The organism is Akkermansia muciniphila, from assembly GCF_030848305.1.
Classification (GTDB): domain Bacteria; phylum Verrucomicrobiota; class Verrucomicrobiia; order Verrucomicrobiales; family Akkermansiaceae; genus Akkermansia; species Akkermansia muciniphila_A.
This window is the reverse complement of record NZ_CP114598.1, coordinates 1,972,484-1,996,290: the sequence shown is the minus strand read 5'-3', so window position 1 is coordinate 1,996,290 and position 23,807 is coordinate 1,972,484. Positions and strand designations below refer to the sequence as shown.

Below are 23,807 nucleotides of genomic sequence, written 5' to 3'. Positions count from 1 at the left end.
CATGGACGATCCGGTCTTATTATCCCGTCTCCAATTCGCCATTACGATCATGTTCCACTACATCTTCCCGCCGATGACCATCGGCCTGGGGGTGGTTCTGGTCGCCTTGGAAGGCCTCTGGCTGAAAACGAAAAATGACCTCTACCACAAGCAGGCCAAATTCTGGACCAGAATCTTCGGCATTATCTTTGCCCTTGGCGTAGCCTCCGGCATCGTGATGGAATTCCAGTTCGGCACCAACTGGGCGGATTATTCCCGCTGCGTAGGCGACATCTTCGGCAGTCCTCTGGCGGCAGAAGGCATTTTCGCCTTCTTCCTGGAATCAGGCTTTCTGGCCATCCTGCTTTTCGGCTGGGACAAGGTGGGTCCCAAAATGCACTTTCTTTCCTCCTGCATGGTCGCTCTCGGCGCCCATTTCAGCGCCATCTGGATCATTGTGGCCAACTCCTGGATGCAGACGCCCGCCGGATACAAGCTGGTGGAAGTAAACGGAAAAATCCAGGCCCATATCACCAGCTTCTATGACGTTGTTTTCAATCCATCCACCGTGGACCGCCTGACGCACGCGCTCTCCGGCTGCTGGCTGGCGGGAGCCACTCTCGTCCTCAGCGTCTCCGCCTGGTATATTTTGAAAAAACGCTTCACCGGAGGGTCAGAAAAAAGTTTTAAGGTGGCATTGGTCATCGGTCTCATCGGCGTGGCCGGCATGGGCATCACGGGAGATTCCAGCGCACGAGAAGTCTCCATCCATCAACCCGCCAAATTCGCAGCCATGGAAGGCGTCATGGAATCCGGCGCTCCCCAGGCTCTCCATCTCATCGGCTGGATGAACCCGTCCACCCATGAAGTGACGGGCATCTCCATCCCATACTTGCTCACCCTCCTGACCCATCATGACCTGGACACGGCCATCACCGGCATGAACGGCATCCCGCAGGACGAACGCCCTCCCATCCTGCCCGTCTTTTACTCCTTCCATCTCATGATCCTGATCGGCTGCGCCCTGGCGGCCCTGTTTCTGGTGGGCCTGTGGGGCTGGAAAAAGGGCTGGCTCTTCCAGAAGAGCTGGCTGCTCTGGTGCTTCGTTTTCTCCGTACTGGGCCCGCAAATAGCCAACCAGGCGGGCTGGGCCGTAGCGGAACTGGGGCGCCAGCCATGGATTGTGTACGGCATCCTGAGAACGGAACACGCCGTATCCCCCACCCTCACCGCGGCGGAAGCCCTTTCCTCCCTGGGTATGTTCTTTATCATTTATGCCCTGCTGCTGGCCCTCTTCCTCTATCAAATCACCCATAAAATTCACAAAGGTCCGGATCAGGAAACTGAGGAAGACGACGGCGCCGGGGAAGGCAAACTCCAGGTTCCTTTTGTCAAAGACTAATCTTCACCCCTCTTTTAAAACCATGTTGGACAATCTCACTCTCGCAGACCTGCAAATCATCTGGTTCATCCTCGTCGGCGTGCTTTTCTCCGGATACGCCATTCTGGACGGCTTTGACCTGGGAACCGGCGCCCTTCAGCTTTTCATCAAGGGCGATGAAAACAGAAGACTCACACTAAATGCCGTGGGCCCCGTATGGGACGGAAACGAAGTCTGGCTCATCACGGGCGGAGGCGCCCTCTTCGCCGCCTTTCCATACGTGTACGCCTCCGTCTTCTCCGGGTTTTACCTGGCCTTCATGCTCTTGCTCCTCACCCTTATCTTCCGCGCCGTGTCCATTGAATTCAGAAGCAAGCAGCCCATGAAATGGTGGCGCAGGGGATGGGATACCACCTTCTCCATCAGCAGTCTTCTGGCGGCCCTGCTCATCGGCGTAGCCATGGGGAACGTTACCAAAGGCATTCCTCTGGATGAGCAGGGAAACTTCACCGGAACATTCCTCAGCCTGCTGAATCCTTATTCCGTTCTTCTGGGGCTGACGACGGTCGCCCTGTTCTCCATGCACGGGGGAATCTACCTGCTAATGAAAACCCAGGGCAGCCTTCAGGAACAAATCAGGAAACTGCTCAGACCCTGCGTCATCATCTTCACTGTCCTGATCATCCTGCACGGGGCTGCCACCCTGCTGTATGTTCCGCACGTAGCGGCGGCCCTGGAACGCTCCCCCTGGATTTACGGCATCGCCGCCCTGGCGGTCATTTCCATCGCGTCCATCTGGCTCTTCATCCACAGAAACCGTCCGGGCTGGGCCTTCGTCGCCTCCTGCTCCACCATGGGCTGCATGATGGCTCTCTTCGGGACAGCGATGTTCCCCAACCTGCTTTACTCCATGCCCAACCCGGAACACTCCCTGACGCTCGCCAACGGCTCATCCACGCGGGAAAGCCTGGTCGTGATGACATACATAGCCATCATGGGCGTGCCGCTCGTTCTGGCTTATTCCGCCGCCATTTACTGGGTCTTCCGTGGAAAAGTTCAGCTCAACGAACACAGTTATTGACGCCCTGCGGGCAAAAATAGCGATCAGAGAACTGAAAACGCCCCGTACCATCCGCTCTGCCGCATGCATGCCTCCATCTTCTCCAAACTCCCTCCGGAGGAAATTACGGCGCTCCATCAATCATGGAAAAACGATCCCCTGTCCGTAGATCCTCTCTGGGCAGCCTGGTTCGAGGGCTACGAACTGGGGAGCGGAGAAGCCCTCGGAAAAAAAGAAAACACAGGGACCGATGCGGACACGTCCCTTTATACCGTTCCTCCGGAAAGCGCGGAAGGCCGCGGGCGCATCAGCCTGCTCATCCGGGCCTACCGGGTCATGGGACACCAATGCGCCCGCTTCAATCCGCTGGAGCCGCCGGACCGGCCCCGTTCCCCTGTCAATCCGGAAGATATGGGATTCCGAGAAGAGGATCTGGACCAGCCCGTCAACATCGGCACCTTCATGGACGGAGGAACGTTCACTCTCCGTGAAATCATCAATCGGCTGCAAAAAATCTATTGTGGAGCCATCGGATTTGAATACCACCACATAGACAATCTGGAAATCCGCTCCTGGATTGAAGAAAAAATCCAGCTCCGGGCAAACGGCGTGGATTATGGCCCGGAAGTCCGGAGAGAAGCCTTCTTCCATCTCTGCAGGGCGGAACTGTTTGAGGAATTCCTGGGCAAGCGCTTCATGGGGAAAAAACGCTTCTCCCTGGAAGGAGGGGAAGGAGCCATCGTCCTGCTGGACGCCATGATCAAGCGCTGCCCCGTCGCCGGAGTATCCCACATTGAAATGGGCATGGCCCACCGCGGAAGGCTGAATGTGCTGGCCAACATCCTCCACAAACCGCTGAAAACCATCTTCCACGAATTCACGCCGGACTACCTGCCGGAATCCCCCATCGGCAGGAGCGACGTCAAATACCACCTCGGCTACGCCGCCACGCGCCACGTGGACGGGCATGACCTCCACATCCGCCTCTCCTCCAACCCCAGCCATCTGGAAGCCGTGTATCCCGTGGTGGAAGGCAGAGCCAGGGCCATGCAGCACAACCTGCAAGACGCGGAACGCAAGCATGTGCTGCCGCTCGTCCTGCACGGAGACGCCGCTTTCTCTGGGCAGGGAATCGTGGCGGAAGTGCTCAATCTTTCCCTGCTGAAAGGCTACCGCACGGGCGGCACCGTGCATCTCGTCATCAACAACCAGATCGGCTTCACCACCGGCCCGGACGAAGCCCGCTCCTCTCGCTACGCTACGGACGTGGCCCAGATGCTCCAGTCCCCCATCCTGCATATCAACGGAGAAAGCCCGGAAGACCTGGTATGGGCGGCGGACTTCGCGCTCCAGTTCCGCCAGAAATTCGGAAGGGACATCATTCTGGACATGTACTGTTACCGCCGTCTGGGCCACAATGAAACGGATCAGGCCGCCTTTACCGCGCCCATGCAGACCAAGCGGATTGAGGCGCGTCCCACCGCCGCAGCCCTGTACGGAACGGCGCTCAGGGAACGCGGGGAATTGACGGAACAGCAGGAGCGGGACATCAGGAAAGACCTTTGGGAGGGCATGGAACAGGCCTACCTGCAAATGAAGGAAAATTCCGCGGACTATCTCCTGCCCGCCACCGCGCAGGATGCGGATGAAACGCCCATCCCGCGTACCAGCATACGGACGGGAATCAGCCCGGAGTTGTTCCAGCGCATCGGAAATATCCTTACGGAACTGCCGGACGGCTTCACGCCTCACCCCACGCTGGAAAAACGCTTCCTGGCTCGCCGCAGGGAGGCCTTCCGGGAAGGCGAACCGCTGGACTGGGCCATGGCGGAATCCCTGGCCTGGGGCAGCCTGCTCGCGGAAAACCACACCGTGCGCCTGTCCGGCCAAGACTGCCAGCGCGGCACCTTCTCCCAGCGGCACGCCGTCCTGCATGACTTCAATGACGGCTCCCTGTACACTCCTCTGGAAAAGCTGAACCACGGCACTACCGCGTTCCGCATTTACAACTCCTCTCTGTCGGAAGCCTCCGTGCTGGGCTTTGAATACGGCTACGCGCTGGACAGCCCGGACGCTCTGGTCATGTGGGAGGCCCAGTTCGGGGACTTCGCCAACGGAGCACAGGTTATTGTGGACCAGTTCATTGCGGCCGCGGAGGCCAAATGGCGCCAGAAAAACCGCATGGTGCTGCTGCTGCCCCACGGCTATGAAGGGGCGGGCTCGGAACACTCCAGCGCCCGCATGGAACGCTATCTCCAGCTTTGCGCGGACGACAACATGCAGGTCATCAACCCCACCACCCCGGCCCAATACTTCCACGCCCTGCGCCGCCAGGTGCACCGAAATCTGCACAAGCCCCTGATCGTCTTCACGCCCAAAAGTCTGCTCTCCCGTCCGGAGGCCGTCTCCCCGCACCGGGAATTTCTGGCCCCCTCCCGTTTCCGCGAAGTGCTCCCGGACCCGGACGCTCCCGCGCCGGATCAGGTGACGCGCGCCGTCTTTTGCACCGGGAAAGTTTATTATGACCTGGCCGCCTACCGGAAGGAACGGAATATTGCAGACACGGTAATCATCCGTCTGGAACAAATCTATCCTCTGGCCCGGGAACAGCTCACCTTCCTGCTGGCACCCTACCAGAAAGTGCGCGACTTCGTCTGGTGCCAGGAGGAACCCTCCAACATGGGGGCCTGGGGCCACCTGCGGAACAGGCTGGGGCGCCTCTTCGCCACCTCCTTCCGCTATGCGGGACGGCCGCCCATGGCCTGCCCTGCGGAAGGAGCCAAGGCCCTGCACGCCGCCGCGCAAAAAAGACTTCTCGCCGCTGCCTTCGGGCCGCGGGCGCAATCCTGAACCCATCTTCTTCCCATGAGCGACATCCTGACTCCCAACTTTGGAGAATCCGTCACCTCCGCCACCGTAGCCGCGTGGCACAAGAACGCCGGCGATCCGGTAGCCAAAGGCGATACGCTGGTGACGCTGGAAACGGACAAGGTTTCCACGGATCTGGAGGCGGAAGAAAGCGGCGTACTGGAAATCCTCGTTCCGGAAGGGGAAGAAGCCCTTATCGGCGCAGTTCTTGGCCGCATTTCTTCCGCTGACGGAACCGCAGCCGCACCGGAAAGGGAAGCTCCGCTCATACCGCTTGAGCCGAAAAAAACGACCTCGCCGGAAACACGGAAGGCCCCCGTTTCCGCGCCTTCCGCCCCAGCTGCGGAATTTCCGGGACAAAAGCCACACGGGAAAGTCCCCCTCCCGGAACAGATTCCTGCCGGAGAGGACAGGGAGGCAGAAAAGGAAATTGCTCCGCGCTTCATCAGAAAACCCATGAGTCCGCTGCGCCGCACCATCGCGGCCCGTCTGATGGAGGCCCAGCGCCAGGCGGCCATCCTCACCACGTTCAACGAATGCGACATGTCCTCCGTGATGGAACTCCGCAAACAATTCCATGCAGAATTCCGGGAACGGCACGGAACCAAGCTTGGTTTCATGAGCTTCTTTATCAAGGCAGTAGTCAAGGCCTTGCAGGAAGTGCCCCAGGTCAACGCCAGAATTGACGGCGCGGACATCGTGGAAAACCTGTACTATGACATCTCTGTAGCCATTGGCACGGACAAGGGTCTCGTCGTCCCCGTGCTGCGGGACTGTGACCGGAAAACGTTTCCGGAGCTGGAACAGGAACTCGCCGTCCTGACGGAAAAAGCACGTAGCGGAAACCTGTCCATGCAGGACCTGCAAGGCGGATGCTTTACCATTTCCAACGGCGGCACGTATGGATCGCTTCTTTCCACCCCGATTCTGAACCCTCCCCAAAGCGGCATTCTGGGCATGCACACCATTCAGGAACGCCCCGTGGTCCGGGACGGCCAAATCGTCGTCCGGCCCATGATGTACCTGGCCCTTTCCTACGACCACCGCCTGGTGGACGGCAAGCAGGCCGTGCAATTTCTCGTTGCCGTCAAAAACGCCGTGGAAAATCCAGTATTCGAGTTATGAGGAGCCGCAGGGAAAAAGTCTAAATAACAAGAAGAAAAAAACAAATATCTTTTTTAATTTTCCAAGTATTCAGGAAATGAATCCCCCAGGTCTTTTGTCAAGAGGCGCTTTTCAAGGGAAGGGGAAAATTTTTAGGGAGGGGGATTCTTCAAGCTCTTTATAAAAAATACACCCTCCGCTTGACGAACTGGATAGTTGAAGCATATATAAAATACGGATTATTTGTAACAGAGAAATGTGCCATATTTGAATCGATTGAACTAATCAGCAAATCGCAATTAAAAAATCAATCACTCTAAAACCGCTGTATTTTCAAAAAATTTCGCCTGTTGCGCCCAGTCTTTTATTTACTTCCGCTTTTCCCTTTATGATTCTAAAAATTCATAAATGGCATAATAAGAAAAAATAATTTCAATGAGTGTTAAGCATGGTTTTTGATTATAAGAAAGAATACAAGGAATTTTACATGCCGAAGAACAAACCGGCAATAGTTACTATTCCTAAAATGAATTACATAGCAGTTCGTGGCAAGGGAAATCCCAATGATGAGGGTGGAGAATACCAACGCTCCATTGAACTACTTTACGGAATTGCCTATACTATCAAAATGAGCTATAAGAGTTCTCGCAAGATTAAAGGCTTTTTTGAGTATATTGTCCCGCCTCTTGAAGGCTTTTGGTGGCAAAATGGTAGCGATGGAATGGACTATGGCCATAAAGAAAATTTTAAATTTATTTCTATTATCCGTTTACCAGACTTTGTGACTAAGGAAGATCTTGAGTGGGCAATCGAGGAAGCAACCAAAAAGAAAAAGAAGGACTTTTCAACGGTGGATTTTCTTACCTATGAAGAAGGCGATTGCGTTCAATGCATTGCACCTCGGCTCTTATGATAACGAACCCGAAACCATCCGCCAGATGGAAGAATACGCAAATGCCAATGGATATGAGATCGATATTACCGATACTCGTTATCATCACGAAATTTATCTTTCCGATCCACGCAAATGTGATGTGGGCAAACTGAAAACTGTCATCAGACACCCGGTAAAGAGAAAACAGAAAATATTGGAGAAGAAATAAATGCGAGGAGTTATCTATACGTTATAAATATATTTTCCCCATAAATTAGTGTCAAACAACTTCCCATTCATCACGCAAACAAAAAACGAAAACAGAGGCTGAAGCGGAACTGTTTCGGAACTGTTTCCAAAATCTTCTTGCCCTTTCTTTTCCGTACTTCAATGCGGCATGAGCCGTTTTGGATTACTCCCGCTCCGTTTTCGCGGTTGTCTGCCCACTCGTGCCGCAAATGGCCCTGTTGCCTGTGGTTTCCAGGTTATCCCCGTTCCTTGATGATATAAACAAGCAAACCGCGACTTTCCAAAACTTGCAGTCAATCTACTACATTGACTATCAATCCTGCTTAGAGCCTGTCTGATAAACTTACGGGAATTGTTGACGCTGCCGCCCTCATCAACAAGCTTATCCTTGAACGTCTTTTTTCAACGCAGATTGTCATTCACCCGTTTGCATGACAAAGGAATGAATGGAAGAACCCCGGATGGGGCTCTTCCATTGAAAACCGTTACATGTGGATGGCGATTCCCTCGGAAGCCAGCATGGATTCATGGATGGCCTCAGACAGCGTGGGATGGGCGAAAATGGTGGCGTGGATGTCCTCGTCCGTCAGTTCCGCCTGAATGCTGATGCCCAGCGCGGCAATCAGTTCCGTGGCTTCCGGCCCCACGATGTGGGCGCCCAGGAGTTCTCCGTTTTTGGCGCCGTACAGGGTTTTTACGAAACCGTCCGGTTCTCCGGCGGCTACAGCCTTGCCAATGGCCTGGAAGGGGAATTTCCCCACCTTGTATTCCACGCCCGCCTCTTTGAGAGCGCGTTCCGTTTTACCTACGGAAGCCACTTGCGGGTAGCAATATGTGCAGCTCGGGAAAAAGCCCACCTGTCTGGGCTGATAGTCCGGATTAAACATGCCTTCTACTGCCTGCACAGCTTCAAAAGAAGCCGTATGCGCCAGCAGCACGCCGCCGATCACATCGCCTGCCGCATACACGCCGGGAATGGAAGTTGCATAACGGTCATTCACCTTGATGAATCCCTTTTCCGTCAGCTCCAGGTCCAGGCCGGGCGCGGCGGGAACAACCGGCTTCACGCCGATGGCCACCAGGCAGACATCCGCCGTGATTTCCTCTTCCTGTCCCCTGCTGTTTTTCACGCTGGCCTTGACCTGTCCGTCACAGGTTTCCGCAACGGATTCTACGGAAGCTCCCGTCATCACTTTGATGCCCTGCTTCTTGAATGCCCGTTCCAGCGTCATGCAGGAGTCGTCGTCTTCATTGGGAAGCATCCGGGGAAGCGCTTCAATAAGCGTCACTCTGGTGCCGAATGAATTGTAAATGTAGGCAAATTCCGTGCCGATGGCTCCGGAACCGATGATGATCATGCTTTCAGGCCGCTTTTCCAGCACCATGGCTTCCCTGGAGCCGATGACGGTAGTACCGTTCAGGGGGAGGCTGGGAACCGTGCGGGTGACGCAGCCGGTACAGACCAGGATATTCTTTCCCTCCAGAACATTCACCGTCCCGTCGGCGGCCTTTACTTCCACCCTGCCGGGAGAAATGATGGAGGCTTCCCCCGTAACGGAATCCACCTTGTTTTTCTTGAACAGGAACCCCACGCCGCCGGCCAGGCGGTCGCTGACCTTACGGGAACGGCCGATCACTTCGCTCCAATCCACGCTGACGCCTTCCACCGTCATGCCGAATTCCCTGGCACGGGCCGTTACAGTCAGGTAGGCCTCAGCGTTTTTCAGAAGCGCCTTGGTGGGGATGCAACCCCAGTTCAGACAGGTGCCCCCTACCCGCTCGCGTTCCACGCACACCACGGATTTCCCCAGCTGGGCGGCGCGGATGGCGCCCACATAGCCGGCAGGGCCTCCACCAATGACGATGAGATCATATTGCATGAAATTACTATAAAGGCATCCCCCCTTGCGGGTAAAGAAGGAATATGAGCATGCGCCGACTCAGGAGGCCGACAGATAGCAGAAGTAAGGGACCGGTGATTAAAGCATGTGTCGAAAACCTGCCTTTATTCGCTCATTTCCAATACTTAATCACTGTTTTTCACCCACTTTACCAGATCCCGCATTTCCGCGGCGGTATCCTCATACAGGCCATCCGTGTAAATTCCATGGTCATACAAAATTTTCCCTTCCACCATGGTGAACACGCAATCCTTGCCGGAAGATGCATAAACGGCATGGGACGTCTCGTTGAAAATCGGGCACAAATTCGGTTCATCCAAATTCATGGCGATCATATCCGCAGGAGCTCCCGGAACCAGTGTTCCCAGCCCCGGCGTCCGGAAAATGCGGGCGCCCTCCGCCGTAGCCATCTTCAACGCCTGCATGGCGGGAAGCGCAGTAGCGTCACCGCTGTACCCCTTGGCAAGAATAGCGGCCAGCTTCATCGTTTCAAACATGTCCAGACTGTTGTTGCTGCACGCTCCGTCCGTTCCCAGAGAGACGGGAACGCCGGCCCGCACCATATCCCGCACGCGGGCGAAGCCGGATGCCAGTTTCAGGTTGCTGACCGGGTTATGGACAACCGCCGCCCCGGAAGCGGCAACCAGCTCCAGTTCCTCATCCGTCACGTCCACCATATGAGCCAGCACGGCGCGTTCATTCAGCAGCCCCATATCGCGGGCATAGCCCACGGGGCGCCTTCCCCCGTGCAGGGAACGGCACTGCTCCACTTCCCCGGCGGATTCGGACAGATGGATATGCAGCATCAGATCCAGTTCCTCCGCCAGCTTCATGGAACTCCGGAGCACTTCGTCACTGGTAGTGTACACGCTGTGCGGCATCAGGGCCACCTGCACTCTGCCGCGGCCGGAAAAGCGTTCCGCCTGCTCCCGGTACAGGGCTTCCGCACCATCCCACCCCCCGTATGCCGGAGAGGGAAAAGCAAAAACGACTTCCCCGCCAACACAGCGCATTCCCATGCGTTCCGCTTCCTGGAGGACATTGGCCTCCAATAGGTAGGAATCTACAAACGCCGTGGTGCCCGTCCGCATCATTTCATACATGCCCAGCCGGGCCCCCAGGGAGACGATTTTATCCGTCAGCCGGGCTTCCACCGGGAAAATATGCCCGGTCAGCCATTCCATCAGCGGCAAGTCATCCGCAAAACCGCGCATAAAAGTCATGGGGACATGCGTATGGGCATTAATCAGCCCCGGCATCAGCAGCACATTTCCCAGATCCCTGCGGACGGCGGGCGTCCACCTGGCTTCCAGCTCTGCAACGCCCCCCGTTTCCAGAATCTTCCCGTCCCGGACGGCGACGGCCGCATCTCCGGGAGCGCCGGACTGTTCCGCCCCGCCCAGAATACGGGAAGCGGTCACCAGCAAATCACACGCTTGTTGTTCCATGAAGCAGAATGTACCCCACCGGGAGCGTTCTGGCAACTTCATCTCCCCGGGTTTGGGGATTTCGCGTCCATTTGATATTTCATGTTTGACTTCAAAAGAGAAAACTGCCAAGAATGTATTACAGTTAAATTCACCATTTATCTCCATATGAACAAAACTATACTGTTAGGTTTGGCCATTGCGGCCTCCGTGTCTTCCGCCAGCGCCTATCATGCCGATAAATACGACGGCCAGTTCGGCATGTCCCTGGAAGGGACTTACGGAATCGCCACCAAAGACGCCATGCCCAACGTGGCCGGCGGCAATCTGAGCATTTTCAACTATATTGAAACCGGCAGCATTGTTCATCAAATTTCCCTGAACGGCGGTATCCTGGCCGGTTCCCACCATCCCAGCGTGCAGGACCTGGGCATCAGCGGTCCTTATACCGCCAGCCTCCGTTCCACCTATATTCCGATGATGGCCGGTTACACGCTGAACCTTCCCATCGGCGACTACACCATGTTCTATCTGGGCGGCAAAATCGGCGCCACTTACGGCGACGTGAAGACCACCATTCATGGCCTGGAAGACGGCAGCCGTTCCCGCACCATTTCCTCCACCAAGTTTTCCTGGGCTGCCCAGGCCGGCTTCAAGTTCAGCATCTCCAACAGCGCGGACTTCCTGATCGGCTACGAATACTACCAGATTCAGGGTTACAATGATCCCGGCTACCACACCATCAAGCTGGGCTTCTCCTGGAACTTCTAACAAACCAGCTATCAGTTTTTACTGCCTTCCGGCGGCTCCGTTACACTGCGGAGCCGCCTTTTTTGCGTATGAAATGCCGGCACGCACAACAGCGGAAAACAAGGGAACGGAAAGCTGATACGTATCTTTAAACCGGAACGGCGCTTACCCGGAAAAAGGAGGACTGTTTCTTCCGGGATGTCCGGACGCAACAAGGCCGCCCCTCATTCAAGAGGGAGCGGCCCTGGAAAGTTCAGCAATTCAGTGGATCTTACCTGGCAGGCTTGAACGGTTTGGGAGACGCATAGACTTCATAGTCCTTGATGCGGCCGTTTTCCCGGTTCTGACGCGGCAGGTAGCGGAATCCTGAAAGTTTCTGCACCTTGCCCAGATCCAGCACGATCATGTGCGGGTGCTGGGGGTTGTCCCCCTGCCACTTGGTATGCCAGTAGGTGGTGGGCTGGTTGTCCATCACCAGGCCCGCCTGGGCGGCTTCCCCCGTCGTTTCATGGGAATCCGCATAAACCACGGACCACTGTTCGCGGGGAAGCAGGTTGCCGGAGGCATCCAGGAAGTTCAGCTCCGCAATAGCGGCATGGGGGCCGTTGTCATGGGCGTTTTTACTGACAATGGCGATGTAACGGGCCTGGACGGGAGCGCGGAATTTGATTTCCTGCTGATCCGCCCCCTTGACGAAGGTCCCCTTATGCACCAGCTGGCCGGCAGCGGGAGCCACAGGTTTGCCCACGCGGAAGACATCCGCCATGGCGGGGTCTCTGTTGACTTCATAAATGGCTTCCTTCACACCCTTTACCGTGCCGGAACCTCCGTCCACGTCCAACACCACGATTTCATTTTTCCCAGGCTTCAGGTATTCTCCGGGGCAATAAAGAGCCTGCTGGGAGCCGATAAACCAGAAGCGGCCCAGATTGCGGCCGTTCACCCACACGACGCCTTTCTTCCAGCCGTCCCGCATATCCAGGTAGGTATCCTTGGGATTGGAAACGTTGAAATATCCGCGGTGGAACACGGGCTGGTCGCCCGCCGGCTTCTTGCCGGAGAAGGGAAGAAGCTCCACTCCCTTGCACGGGAAGTTGTAGATAAGGAAGTTTTCCAGCTTTTTGCCGTCCAGCGTGATGGGCCCCCGGATGCCCTTGCGCTCGCCCTGGATCTGACCGCCGAAGTTGATGCGGCCCATGTTTTCCACAAAGATGTCCACCGTGTGAAGTCCGGAAGGAATCACCACGTCACAGGAATCCTGCTTGTAACGGCGATCCGCCGCCCCCTGCCTCTTGCCGTCCACGTAAACGATGGCGCGGTCCTGCATGTTGTTCATCTTCAGTTCTCCTTTCACCGGGCCTTGCACCTTTGTCCGGTACAGGATGAAGCCCAGGCTTTGCCCCAGGGCTTCCATGTGGACGGGATCCTTGCGGATGGCGGGCTGAGGAAGGCGGGAGAACATGCCGGCCGTTTCCGTAAACGTGATGGGGGGCAGCTCCATCATTTCCGGCTGGGCGGGAGGTTCGGGAAGCTTGTACGTATCACCGTAATAATCCTGAATGGTCTGGCGGAACGTGCGGTAGCGGTCCGTCAGGGTTCCGTTTTCGGAAATGGGGGAGCCGTAGTCGTAATTGGTGACGTCCGGCGTGTAGGCGCCTTCCCAGTTCGCCCCGTTCATGAAACCGAAGGAGGTCCCTCCATGCGCCATGAAAAGGTTGGGGGAAACATTATTTTCCAGCATCCACTTCAGGTCGCGGTTGAAACCCTCCGTACTGCCGCCATTCTTGGGCTTGCCCCAGTGGTCAAACCATCCCACCCAAAATTCGCCGTTGATGCGGGGCGTTTTGCCTTTGTGCTTTTCCAGATTCGCAAAGGCGCCCTTGGCTCCGCCGCCGAAATTCATGGCGGGGACCACGCCCGGAAGCGTGCCGTTCTTGATCATCCAGTCGTTCGGGCCGTCCGACGTGAAGGGAACCACGCCCGGAAGTTCTTTCCGGATCACGTCCAGATGCTTCTTGACGTAATCCTTGTCGGAACCATAAGAGCCGTATTCATTTTCCACCTGGGCCATGATGATGGGGCCTCCCTTGGTGATCTGCAGCGGTTCCAGCATGGAACAGACTTTTTTAAGATAAGCCATGGCCGGTTCCAGAAAGCGGGGGTCCTGGGAACGGACTTTCAAATCTTCATCTTTCAGCAGCCAGCCGGGAAATCCGCCGAATTCCCATTCCCCGCACACATAGGGCCCCGGACGCACGATGACCCACAGGCCTGCTTGTTGGGCTTCCTTGATGAATTCCACAAAATCCAGATTGCCGGAGAAGTCCCATTTGCCCGGTTCCGGTTCATGAGCGTTCCAGAACAGATAAGTGCAGACGGTATTCATGCCCATGGCTTTCATGCGCTGGAACCTGTCTTTCCAGTGCTGGCGCGGCACGCGGGGGTAATGCATTTCCCCGGAAATGATTTTGACGGGCTTTCCGTCCATCAAAAAATTTTCCTGATTAGTGGAAAAGACATGTTTGGCTCCGTCATTGGATTCCGGCAGAGGCATGGGAGCGGCCACGCCAAGATGCCCTGCCAGAAGAAGAACGGGAAAAAAGGATAATTTCATGGTGATGGAATTAATAATTAATTGCAGTAAATGAGATGGGGATTATGATGAAAAACCTCCTCCTTTCAATTTAAAAAGAAACGGCGGCCCGGTTTTATTACGGAGCGGAACCATCCTTTCTTTCAAGATGCATTATTTGATGCTTTTCCTCAAACGGAACGCCCCGGCTCCGAGCCTCCAGCGTCTCCCTCTTTATTTCCTCATCCACCCAGTACAGGTGCGACTCCAGAGGATCGTAAATTCTGGGGGAACAGAACCGCGTGGGTGATTCCGGCCAGCGTATCCAGCGCCAGCAGGCGATATGCGTGTAGGGCTCCCTCCAGCCGGGAATCCAGACGCAAAGTTCATGAAGGCGCTGCTGGGCACGGTGAAGGGCCTGCTTCAGGGAATCGGTATCCGGGGCATTGCGTTCCGCATCCAGGGCGGCATCCAGTTCAGCGTCCGACACGGCAACAATATTATTCGTATTGCTTACGGGATTTCCGCGGGCGTCATACGCCAACTCGGAAGAGAATGTTTCATACAGCCGGGGGAACGGCGTCTGCAACGGCCACGCCCACAGAGCTGCCTGATACCGTTTTTCAAAAACCTTACGGGAACAGACACTGTAGGTAAGGGAATCCAGACGCAGGTCCACCCCGCACTTCAGCGCTTCCTGCCGGAGAATGGAACAGACATTAGTCATCAGGGTGGATGAATCCGCAAATGTCAACTCCACCACCAGCCGTTCTCCCCGTCCATTTTTCAGCACGCCGTCAGTCCCCATTTCCCGGTAACCGGCGCGGGCAAAATATTCCATGGCTTTTTTCTTGCTGTATTCCGGCGCTTTCAACGGAAGAGTCAGGTCTCCGTACCCCTCCATGTAGGAACCGAGCCTTCTCATATTCCCGCGGAACAGGGTATCAATCACCATGCCCATGTTCACGGAATGCGCCAGCCCGCGGCGGATATCCGGATTTTTCAACAGTTTGTCCGAGCAATTCAGATACAGGCCGTACGGAGGGCAGGCATAATTGGCTTCCTGACTGTATTTATCTATATAGCCCCGGTGCACTTCCGGCTGCTCCAGCCCCGTTTCCCACACCTCCGGCTTGCGGACGTTCATGACGTCCAGATCTCCGCGGCGGAACATTTCTACCGCCCTGTTTTCCATGTTCACAAACACATGCTCCACCTGGTCCGCATTGCAGGAATGGCGGTAATACTTCCTGTCCTTTGCCCACCATTTTTTCACGCGGGCCAGGGTAATGCTTTCACCTATCCGGATTTTAGCGGGAACAGCCATGTAGCCTCCCGTATTTGGAGGGACTTTCCACTGGTAGCGTTCCAGAAACAGAGCGTTGAAATCATGATAAAAACCGGGATGGGCCGGATGAAAATCCGCACAGGCCATGTAAGGCAGCAACGGCCCGCGGGACGGCAGCGTAAGGGCAATGACGGAATCCCCATATACCGTAATCTGGTCATACATGGAACGGAACAGGGTAGTCCAGAACGGGTCCCGGGCAAAACCGGACGTGCGGAGGCAAATATTCAACAGAAAATCCTGCGCTTTCACGGTGCGTCCGTCCGAATAGGCCGCTTCCGGATCCAGATGATAAAAAACGGTTTTTCCGTCTGCGGACAGGGCCCAGCGGTCCGCCAACCCCGGAATGGGCCGAAAGGTTTCCGGATGCAGCCCCACGAGGGGAAGCCACACGTTGTCAATGGCGGAGTAATTGAAAAAATTTTCACTTCCCGGTCCGAAAGCACGCAACGTTCCGGGAAACGGAGTATTGACCCACAACCGGACCTTCCCCCCCTTGACGGCGCGCGGATCGCCCACCTCCGGCTCTTCCATTCCGGTTTGCCATTCCAATCCGTCTGGCACGTCTTCCAGAGGAAGAAGGCGGATATGGTCTTTCAATAACAGCCTTTTCCTGATGCGTTCCACGGAACGGGACTGTTCCGCCAAACGCCGGTCGTCCCCTTCCCCTCGGGAAACGACCAGAAGTTTTTTCTTCCTTTCCCCTTCAGCCAACTCACGGCGCAGCTCCCGCTCCACGGCTCTGTTCCAGCGTTCCACAAAACCGTCAAATACGGCAGGCATTCCCCTGCCGTCCATCCGCCCGGAAATCTCATGCCAAACATCCCCCTCCCGCTGGGAAAAGTAGAAGACACCTCCCAGAAAGACGGAAAGGGCCAATGCCCCCAGTATGGATATCCAGCACAACACAGCTCAGATGACTGCCGCATGTTAACCGATTCCGGGAACTACGGAAAACAGAAAGCCCATCTTCCGCGCGGAACTGTTCACTTCGCCTGAAACAGCCCGCAAAACGGAAGATGGGGGAGCAATCAACAATTAGTAGTGAAAGGAATTAAAATTCGACCGTCACACCGCCGAAGATTCCGAAGCCGCGGGCTTCACGCGGGCCGGAGTTATAATCATTCGTCATGATGAATTTCTGGTCAAACAGGTTTTCCAGACGCACATGGAGGGACACATTGTCCGTTACCTGGTAACGGGCGAACAGGCGCGCCGTAAAGAAATTGTCCAGACGGGCATAATTGTAATCCGTGCGTCCCATGGCAGCCGTCACGCCGAAGCCGACCGTCAGCTTTTCAACCGGGGAGGTATAAACCTCTGCGTTGATGGTGTGGCGGGCGGTATTGGCCATCTGAATGGTTTCATATTTGCCGATGGAATCGCGCTTGGGCATCGTGAAGGTGTAATTGGCATAATAGCCGCTGTTCCACGCGTCCTTGAACTGTCCCTTGAACGCCACTTCCACGCCGTAGGAAGTGCAGTGGGAATAGTTGGCGTAAGTGGTATAGGAATCAGGCCAGGCGCCTACGCTCATGGTGCCGATTTCATCGTCGATACGGGTCCAGAAGCCCGTCACGGAAGCATAATGGCCGTCCGCCAGACGCTGTTCCACCCCCAGATCGCCGCCCAGGGACTTGGACACATCCAGATCAGGATTGCCTACATAACCGTAATTGGCCGCATATTGCTCAAAATAGGTGGGCGCGCGGAAACCGGAACCCACGGAACCGAAAATACGGGTGGGAGAATCCTTGCCCGTCACTTTCCAGGAATTGGAATAACGCCACGTAAAATGATTATTCCAGACGGAATCATGTTCCAGGCGCAGGGCCACGCTGGCGTCAAAGCTGTCCGTGGGGGACCACATTTGCTCCGCAAAGAAGGCAAGCGTGCTTTGCCATTCATCCTTGGCAACGTAATTGTTTTCGCTCATGTAGTCGGAACGGTCCCAGGCCATGCCGGCGATGGTTTTCCATTCCTTGTTCCACGTCAGTGCGTTGCGCCACTCCATCTGAAAGCGGCGGTTGCGCATCACGTTGGGCTGGAAGTCAAATCCGGGAGTATGGCAGGAATAGTCCATGTTGTAATGCCCCACCATGAAGCTGGTGGACCACAGCTTGGAAATCTCCGCATCCACACGCCCTGTCACCAGGTTGCTACGGTTCTTGTCTTCCGTATTGTACAGATGGGAATCCGGAACGGAAGGCCACTGGCTGTAATCCACATACGGCGTGGGATATTCAAAGTAGGAATCCAGGCGGCGATAGGTAAAGTTCACCTTCACCTTGTCATTGACGTCATAGCCCAGGCGCACGGCTTCCTGCCACTGGCGGAAATCGTTCATGCCTGTCCTGTTGTCATAAATAGCCGGATAGATTGACGGATCGTTTTCCGTAGTTTCAAACCCAACGCCTACAAAATAGGAAAGCTTCTTGATCTTGCCGGATGAAGTGACATAGCTGTTGAAAGAGCCGAAGGAACCGGCCTCCGCAAAAATCCTGGTTACGGGCTCGCCTTCCCCCTCCGGAGTATCCATCGCGACGACGCCGCCAATGGCGCCGGAACCGAAAACGGCGCCCTGCGCGCCTTTCACCACTTCCGCATTGCCCACCGTAAAGAGATTGGTGATGCCCAGCAGCTTGTTGCCGGACATATTGGCATCACTGATGCGCATGCCGTCAACCATGGTCAGGGTGTAGGTCTCCTTGTTCATCCCGCGGATGACGGTGTTGCTCACGGAACCGCGCTGCCAGGTGCCGCCTCCGTCCAACGTGAAAACGCCGGGCGTCTGGGAAAGAGCGCCCGTCAGGGTTTCAATGCCCGCCTTCTGGAATTCTTCCGGTTTGATGATGGAAACGGACACTCCGGAGCGATTGTACGGCACGCCCACAAAGTGAGACGCCATGGTCAGTTCCGGCATCACCTGCATGGTTTCCGTTTTGACGGAGAGCTTGGAGTCTTCCTTTTTAGCGGACTCGGCAAGGGAGGACTGGCCTGCGAATGCGGCAAGGCCAACAGCAATAGCGCCCATTTGAAGGGCTTTCTTCGTATAAAGCATGGTTGTAGTGCCTTACGTTCGGTAACTCGCCGAACAGTTGGACAACCTCACAGGCTGGTTTCCTGGCTTGCGAGTCAGGCTCGCTTACAGTGGCGGTACCGCTCCGGATTCACACCGGTATTCCCCATCTATTTCCTGCCCGGCTACGGGCGTCCCTGAGGTCTGTAACCCTTCCCATAAGGGTTCATGGGACGGATGAAATACCAAAGAGACCGGTATGACAAGACAAAAAATTTTTTCTTTGAACATTCCGCCGTCTTGAGAACGTTTCCTCGTTTCGGCGCCTTTCTTTTCATCCCTCTTTTCCATACAGGGCGTTCCATTTTTGTCTTGTCACTCCCGGCGTATACAGGACATGATGCGCTCATGACGCGCCTTGTTCCCACTGTTCCGGGACTGGGAAGATTTCCCGTTTCCGGCGAAGCCTCCGGTTCTGAGGAATTCCGAATTTGCAAGGCGTTTCCTTTCTTTCTCCGGTACGGGCAGACCTTTGGCGCGCCGGTTCCAATCACTGTAGCATGAACGTTTTTTCACATGGCGGAGACTTAAAATCCCTGGCGGCGGAAGCCTGCCGCCCGGAACGGGATATTCTGGACTTCAGCGTCAACCTGAGGCCGGAAGGAATGCCGGAGTTCATCGCCTCAGCGCTGTGGAAGGCCATGGAAAACGCGGTACCCTACCCTTCTCCGAACATGGCGGATTTGCGTGATCTGGCGGCGGTTCATTATGGGATTCCAGCCGGCTGCTTTGCATTTGGGAACGGGGCCAATGAACTCATTCATGCCCTTCCGCGCGCATTAAACCTGAAACAGGCCGTCATTCCGGAACCCGCTTTTTCCGAATACAGGCTGGCCTGCCTGCGCCACGGCACGGATGTTCTTTCCATCCGGACGGAGGAACGGAATTCCTTCCTCCCGTCTCTTCGCCGTCTGGCGGAACAGGCAGCAAACGGAAGCGCCATTTTTCTGGCGAATCCCGCCAATCCGTCCGGTGGCCTGCTGGACGCAGAGGCCCTGCGCAGGACCGTTCAGGGCCGCCCTGAAGTCATCTGGATCATTGATGAATCTTTCATGGATTACGCAGAAGGGACGGAATCGCTGCTCCGGGAAGCATCCCTCCTGCCCAACCTGGTGGTTCTGCGCTCCCTGACCAAGTTTTACGGCATGGCCGGCGTCCGGTGCGGTTTTTCCATCTGCACAGCTCCGCTCGCGGAGCGGCTGCGGCAATCCCTGCCCGCCTGGAACGTGAACGCCTTCGCGGCGGCGGCGGTGAGGGCCGCTCTGGAACATCCCTCTTCCTGGGCGGACAGGGAACGCGTCCGGAACCGGGAACGCCGGGATGACCTGTTCCGCAGGCTTTCCTCCCTGCCGGGTGCCGCCGTACTCCCGTCTGAGGCCAACTTCCTGCTCTTCCGCCTGGCGGGGGCGCCTCATGGCCTGGCAGCCCGGCTCCTGAAAAAATACGGCATCGCGCTGCGCGACTGTTCCAATTATCCGGGACTGGAAACGGGCGGCTGGTTCCGCTCCGGCATCCGCACGCCGGAGGAACACGCCCTGCTGGCAGAAGCTCTGCGCGCCGAACTGGCGGGAGACGGCCCTTCCATTATCCGTAAATCGCCCAGACCGGCCCTGATGATTCAGGGCACCTGCTCCGATGCAGGAAAAAGCGTGCTCACGGCAGCCCTGTGCCGCATTTTCCTTCAGGACGGCTACCGGGTGGCCCCGTTCAAGGCGCAGAACATGGCCCTCAACTCCGGCGTAACTGCGCTGGGAGAGGAAATGGGCCGCGCCCAGATAGTGCAGGCCCAGGCCTGCCGCGTTGATCCGGATGCCAGGATGAACCCCATTCTTCTCAAGCCCCATTCCAATACCGGCTCCCAGGTGATCGTGATGGGGCGGCCCGTAGGCAGCATGGACGCGAGGGAATACTTCACGGCCAAAAGACGCTTCTGGCCGGACGTATGCAAGGCATACGATTCTCTGGCGGATGAATATGAACTCCTTTGTCTGGAAGGGGCCGGAAGCCCCGGAGAAATCAACCTGAAATCAGCAGACGTGGTCAACATGAACATGGCCCGCTACGCGCGTGCCAGGGTTCTGCTCGCCGGGGATATTGACCGGGGCGGCGTATACGCCTCCTTTCTGGGAACGTGGATGACATTCGCCCCATGGGAAAAAGAACTGCTGGCGGGGTTCGTGGTCAACAAATTCCGAGGAGACCCGGATCTGCTAGCCCCTGCGCACAGCTACATGCGGAACCATACGGGCAAGCCCGTGCTGGGCGTCATCCCGATGATGCGGGACATCAACATTCCGGAAGAAGACCGCGCCACGCTGCCCCCTGGCCACGGGGAGCACGGGAAACATGCGGATTGCCTGGATGTGGCCGTGGTCATGCCCGCCCACGTCTCCAATTTCACGGACTTCGCCCCGCTGGCGGCGGAACCGGACGTCCGGCTCCGCCAGGTGCGGACACGGGAAGAATGGGGAAATCCGGACCTGGTCATCCTGCCCGGCACTAAAAGCGTGGCGGCGGATCTGGCCTCCCTCCGTTCCGCCGGGCTGGAAGACCTCATCCGCCGTCATGCCGGAAAAGGAAAATGGATTCTGGGCGTCTGCGGGGGGCTGCAAATGCTGGGAACGGACATTCTGGACCCGCTGCACATGGAATCCCCGGAGGAGCGCACGCCGGGGCTGGGGCTGCTGGAACTTTCCACCACCTTCGCCGCCGCCAAAACCCTGCTCAACGTGCGCCGGGCAAGCACGCCGCTGGCCCCTCCCGCCGCAGGCTATGAAATCCACCACGGCGTCACCAGCCACAAAGAATCCAGCCCTCCCGTCATGTTCCGGGAAGACGGTTCCCCCTGCGGCTACGGCAAAGGCCGCATCTGGGCCACGTACCTGCACGGCATGCTGGACGGAGACCAATTCCGCCGCGCGTTCATCAACATGGTCAGGAAAGATTCGGGGCTGAAGGCCAATCCTGCCCTGCACACCGCCTATGACCTGGACGGAGCGCTGGACCGTCTGGCGGAGGTAGTCCGGAAACATCTGGACCTGAAAACCATTTACCGAGCTCTCCAACTGAAACGCTGACCCATGTTCCCGTGCCCGTTCATCCTGCCTGCGGCCTTCCTGCTGGATATTCTGGCGGGAGAACCGCCCAACAGGCGCCATCCCGTCTGTCTGATCGGCCGGTGCGCGCGCCGCATGGAAACACTGGCGAGGCAGAGGTGGGGAGGAACTTTTCATGCGGGAATGGCGGCAGCTCTGGCAACCTGTATCCCTGCATGGTTCGGATGCGCGGCACTCTTCCTCCCCTTTTCCTTATTATCCTCCCTCCGTGCATCCTGGATTCCGTCCGTTCTGGTCATTTACATCTGCATGGCCCCGCGCAGCCTGGCCGAGCATGCCCGGAACGTGGAAAACGCCCTGCGCAGCGGGAATGATGGAGAAGCCCGGCGCTCCGTCTCCATGATCGTGGGGCGGGATACGGAACGGCTGGACCGTCACGGCATGGCCAGAGCTGCCATTGAAAGCGTGGCGGAAAATCTGACGGACGGCGTCTTTTCCACCTTGTTCTGGGCCGCCGCAGGCAGCTTGGCTGGGGGCTTCTTCGGCGCGGCCTTTGCCGCGCTGACGCACCGCGTTTTCAATATTCTGGACGCCATGTGGGGAAAAAAGAACGACCGGTACAGACACTTCGGCACCTTTGCCGCACGCACGGACGATGCTCTCAATTTCCTACCCGCCCGCCTCATCCTGCCGTGCATTTCCCTGGCGGCCCTCTTCGTGAAGAAAACTTCCGCCCGGAGGGCGCTCACCACGGGCTGGGCCTTCCGCCGCGCCCATGCCAGCCCCAATTCCGCCTGGAGCGAGGCGGCTTTCGCGGGCGCGCTGGGCCTCCGCATCGGCGGCCCGGTCTCCTACAAGGGAATTCCTGCGGACTACCCGTGGATAGGAACCGGGCGCACGGAAGCTACCGTCAGCGACCTGGCCCTGGCCATACGCCTCATGTGGATGACCGCCGCCGCGGGCACGGTGCTCTTCACCCTCATCCTCTTCTTTATTCCCTACTTCTGACCATTATGAACAAACTGCATATTCCCCCGCTGGACGAACAGGCTGCAAAAGCCGCCCTGGATCATCAGAAAATACTGGCCAAGCCCCCCCTCGCCCTGGGGAAGCTGGAACCCGTAGCCATCCGGATTGCCGCCATGACCGGCAACCCCGCGCCGCGCCTGAAAGACAAGGCTGTGGTCCTCTTCGCCGCGGACCACCACATAGCCGACCACGGCCTCAGCCTGACGTCCACGGACGTCACTTACATCCAGACCCGCAACTTCCTTCAAGGCGGGGGCACCATCAACGCCTTCACGCGCAACGCGGGAGCCCGTCTCTCCGTGGTGGACGTGGGCGTGAATTACGACTTCGGCGATCTGCCGGGGCTGGTGAAAAGAAAAGTCATGCACGGCGCCAACGACTTCAGCAGGGGACCGGCCATGACAAGGGAACAGGCGATGGAATGCCTGCAAGTGGGCATTGACATGGCCCGTGAAGAAAAAAGCAAAGGGCTGGACATCGTGGCCGCCGGAGAAATGGGCATCGGCAATACGACGCCCTCCTCCGCCATCGTGGCCGTGCTCACGGGAACCCCGGTGGAAACCGTGACGGGACGCGGTTCCGGCGTCAAGGGGGAAGTCATCCGCAAAAAAATAGAGCTCATTGAACAGGGTATCGCCTTGAACAAACCTGACCCCTCCGACGCCATCGATGTGCTGGCGAAAGTGGGAGGACCGGAAATAGGAGCCATGGCCGGACTGATGCTGGGCGCGGCCTCCCTGCGCGTCCCCATCGTCATTGACGGCTTCATCGCCGGGGCGGCGGCGGCCATCGCCCAGGGCATCCGCCCGGAAGCGGCGCAATACTTCATCGGCTCCCACAACTCCGCGGAACCTGGGCATCAGCTCATTATGGACCACATCGGCGTCACCATGTACATGGACCTGGGCCTCTGCCTGGGGGAAGGCACGGGGGCTGCCCTGTTCTTTCCTCTGCTGGACGCCGCCACGCGCGTGCTGTCTGAAATGAAAACCCTGCCGGAGCTGGACATTACCGTTCCGCGCTGACCCCAGCTTCCCCGTATTTATGGCTGTCATCACCACCATCCGCTCCGCCTTCGGCTTTCTGACCCGGCTTCCGGTAGGACCGTGGCCGCTGCAAAACGACCTGAA

At 57.1% G+C, this 23,807-nt stretch carries 13 protein-coding genes, 1 pseudogene and 1 riboswitch; of the genes and pseudogenes, 9 read left to right on the top strand and 5 right to left on the bottom strand.

Features of this window, described 5'->3' with window-relative positions; all coding sequences use genetic code 11:
• Nucleotide 1 precedes the first annotated feature (1 nt).
• From O4G22_RS08615 to O4G22_RS08595, 5 genes and pseudogenes are all read left to right on the top strand, one after another.
• Nucleotides 2-1,381: a cytochrome ubiquinol oxidase subunit I gene (locus tag O4G22_RS08615; RefSeq protein WP_306701573.1), complete on the top strand. Its 1,380-nt coding sequence runs from the start codon at nucleotides 2-4 to the stop codon at nucleotides 1,379-1,381.
• Nucleotides 1,382-1,403: 22 nt separating this feature from the next.
• On the top strand, nucleotides 1,404-2,441 hold the full coding sequence (gene cydB / locus O4G22_RS08610) for a cytochrome d ubiquinol oxidase subunit II (protein ID WP_306701572.1): 1,038 nt from the start codon (nucleotides 1,404-1,406) through the stop codon (nucleotides 2,439-2,441).
• A 63-nt stretch (nucleotides 2,442-2,504) separates the two neighbouring features.
• Nucleotides 2,505-5,270 carry a 2-oxoglutarate dehydrogenase E1 component gene (locus tag O4G22_RS08605; RefSeq protein ID WP_306701571.1) on the top strand — a complete coding sequence of 922 codons (2,766 nt, stop codon included), beginning with the start codon at nucleotides 2,505-2,507 and terminating at the stop codon, nucleotides 5,268-5,270.
• A 15-nt stretch (nucleotides 5,271-5,285) separates the two neighbouring features.
• Nucleotides 5,286-6,413, top strand: a complete 1,128-nt coding sequence (sucB, locus tag O4G22_RS08600; protein WP_306701570.1) for a dihydrolipoyllysine-residue succinyltransferase — start codon at nucleotides 5,286-5,288, stop codon at nucleotides 6,411-6,413.
• A gap of 427 nt (nucleotides 6,414-6,840) precedes the next feature.
• Nucleotides 6,841-7,495: pseudogene (locus O4G22_RS08595) on the top strand (GyrI-like domain-containing protein).
• A gap of 505 nt (nucleotides 7,496-8,000) precedes the next feature.
• Here the strand turns inward: O4G22_RS08595 and lpdA are convergent.
• Both lpdA and O4G22_RS08580 read right to left on the bottom strand, forming a co-directional pair.
• Nucleotides 8,001-9,395 (bottom strand): dihydrolipoyl dehydrogenase, encoded by a 1,395-nt coding sequence (lpdA, locus tag O4G22_RS08585; RefSeq protein ID WP_306701567.1) that lies wholly within the window; start codon nucleotides 9,393-9,395, stop codon nucleotides 8,001-8,003.
• Between the two features lie 146 nt (nucleotides 9,396-9,541).
• On the bottom strand, nucleotides 9,542-10,864 hold the full coding sequence (locus tag O4G22_RS08580) for an amidohydrolase family protein (protein WP_306701566.1): 1,323 nt from the start codon (nucleotides 10,862-10,864) through the stop codon (nucleotides 9,542-9,544).
• A 147-nt stretch (nucleotides 10,865-11,011) separates the two neighbouring features.
• On the opposite strand from O4G22_RS08580, the gene O4G22_RS08575 reads away from it, so the two are divergent.
• Nucleotides 11,012-11,614, top strand: coding sequence for a porin family protein (locus tag O4G22_RS08575; protein WP_306701565.1), 603 nt, complete (start codon nucleotides 11,012-11,014; stop codon nucleotides 11,612-11,614).
• Between the two features lie 250 nt (nucleotides 11,615-11,864).
• On the opposite strand, the gene O4G22_RS08570 is transcribed toward O4G22_RS08575, so the two are convergent.
• The 3 genes from O4G22_RS08570 to O4G22_RS08560 all read right to left on the bottom strand — a co-directional run bounded on the left by O4G22_RS08570 (nucleotide 11,865) and on the right by O4G22_RS08560 (nucleotide 18,574).
• The gene (locus O4G22_RS08570; protein WP_306701564.1) at nucleotides 11,865-14,207 is read right to left on the bottom strand and encodes a beta-galactosidase; all 2,343 of its coding nucleotides are present in this window, start codon (nucleotides 14,205-14,207) and stop codon (nucleotides 11,865-11,867) included.
• 97 nt (nucleotides 14,208-14,304) lie between these two features.
• Nucleotides 14,305-16,392, bottom strand: a complete 2,088-nt coding sequence (locus O4G22_RS08565) for an extracellular solute-binding protein (RefSeq protein ID WP_306713861.1) — start codon at nucleotides 16,390-16,392, stop codon at nucleotides 14,305-14,307.
• 175 nt (nucleotides 16,393-16,567) lie between these two features.
• Nucleotides 16,568-18,574: a TonB-dependent receptor plug domain-containing protein gene (locus O4G22_RS08560; protein WP_306701562.1), complete on the bottom strand. Its 2,007-nt coding sequence runs from the start codon at nucleotides 18,572-18,574 to the stop codon at nucleotides 16,568-16,570.
• Nucleotides 18,575-18,609: 35 nt separating this feature from the next.
• Nucleotides 18,610-18,746: riboswitch (cobalamin riboswitch) on the bottom strand.
• Between the two features lie 346 nt (nucleotides 18,747-19,092).
• Between O4G22_RS08560 and O4G22_RS08555 the strand changes: the two genes are divergently transcribed.
• From O4G22_RS08555 to cobT, 3 genes are read left to right on the top strand one after another with little or no spacing between them, the layout of a single operon-like run.
• Nucleotides 19,093-21,669, top strand: a complete 2,577-nt coding sequence (locus O4G22_RS08555; RefSeq protein WP_306701561.1) for a cobyric acid synthase — start codon at nucleotides 19,093-19,095, stop codon at nucleotides 21,667-21,669.
• A 3-nt stretch (nucleotides 21,670-21,672) separates the two neighbouring features.
• Nucleotides 21,673-22,656, top strand: coding sequence for an adenosylcobinamide-phosphate synthase CbiB (gene cbiB, locus O4G22_RS08550; RefSeq protein WP_306701560.1), 984 nt, complete (start codon nucleotides 21,673-21,675; stop codon nucleotides 22,654-22,656).
• Between the two features lie 5 nt (nucleotides 22,657-22,661).
• A complete protein-coding gene (cobT, locus tag O4G22_RS08545) occupies nucleotides 22,662-23,702 on the top strand; it encodes a nicotinate-nucleotide--dimethylbenzimidazole phosphoribosyltransferase (protein ID WP_290488001.1) in 1,041 nt (346 codons plus the stop codon).
• Nucleotides 23,703-23,807 lie beyond the last annotated feature (105 nt).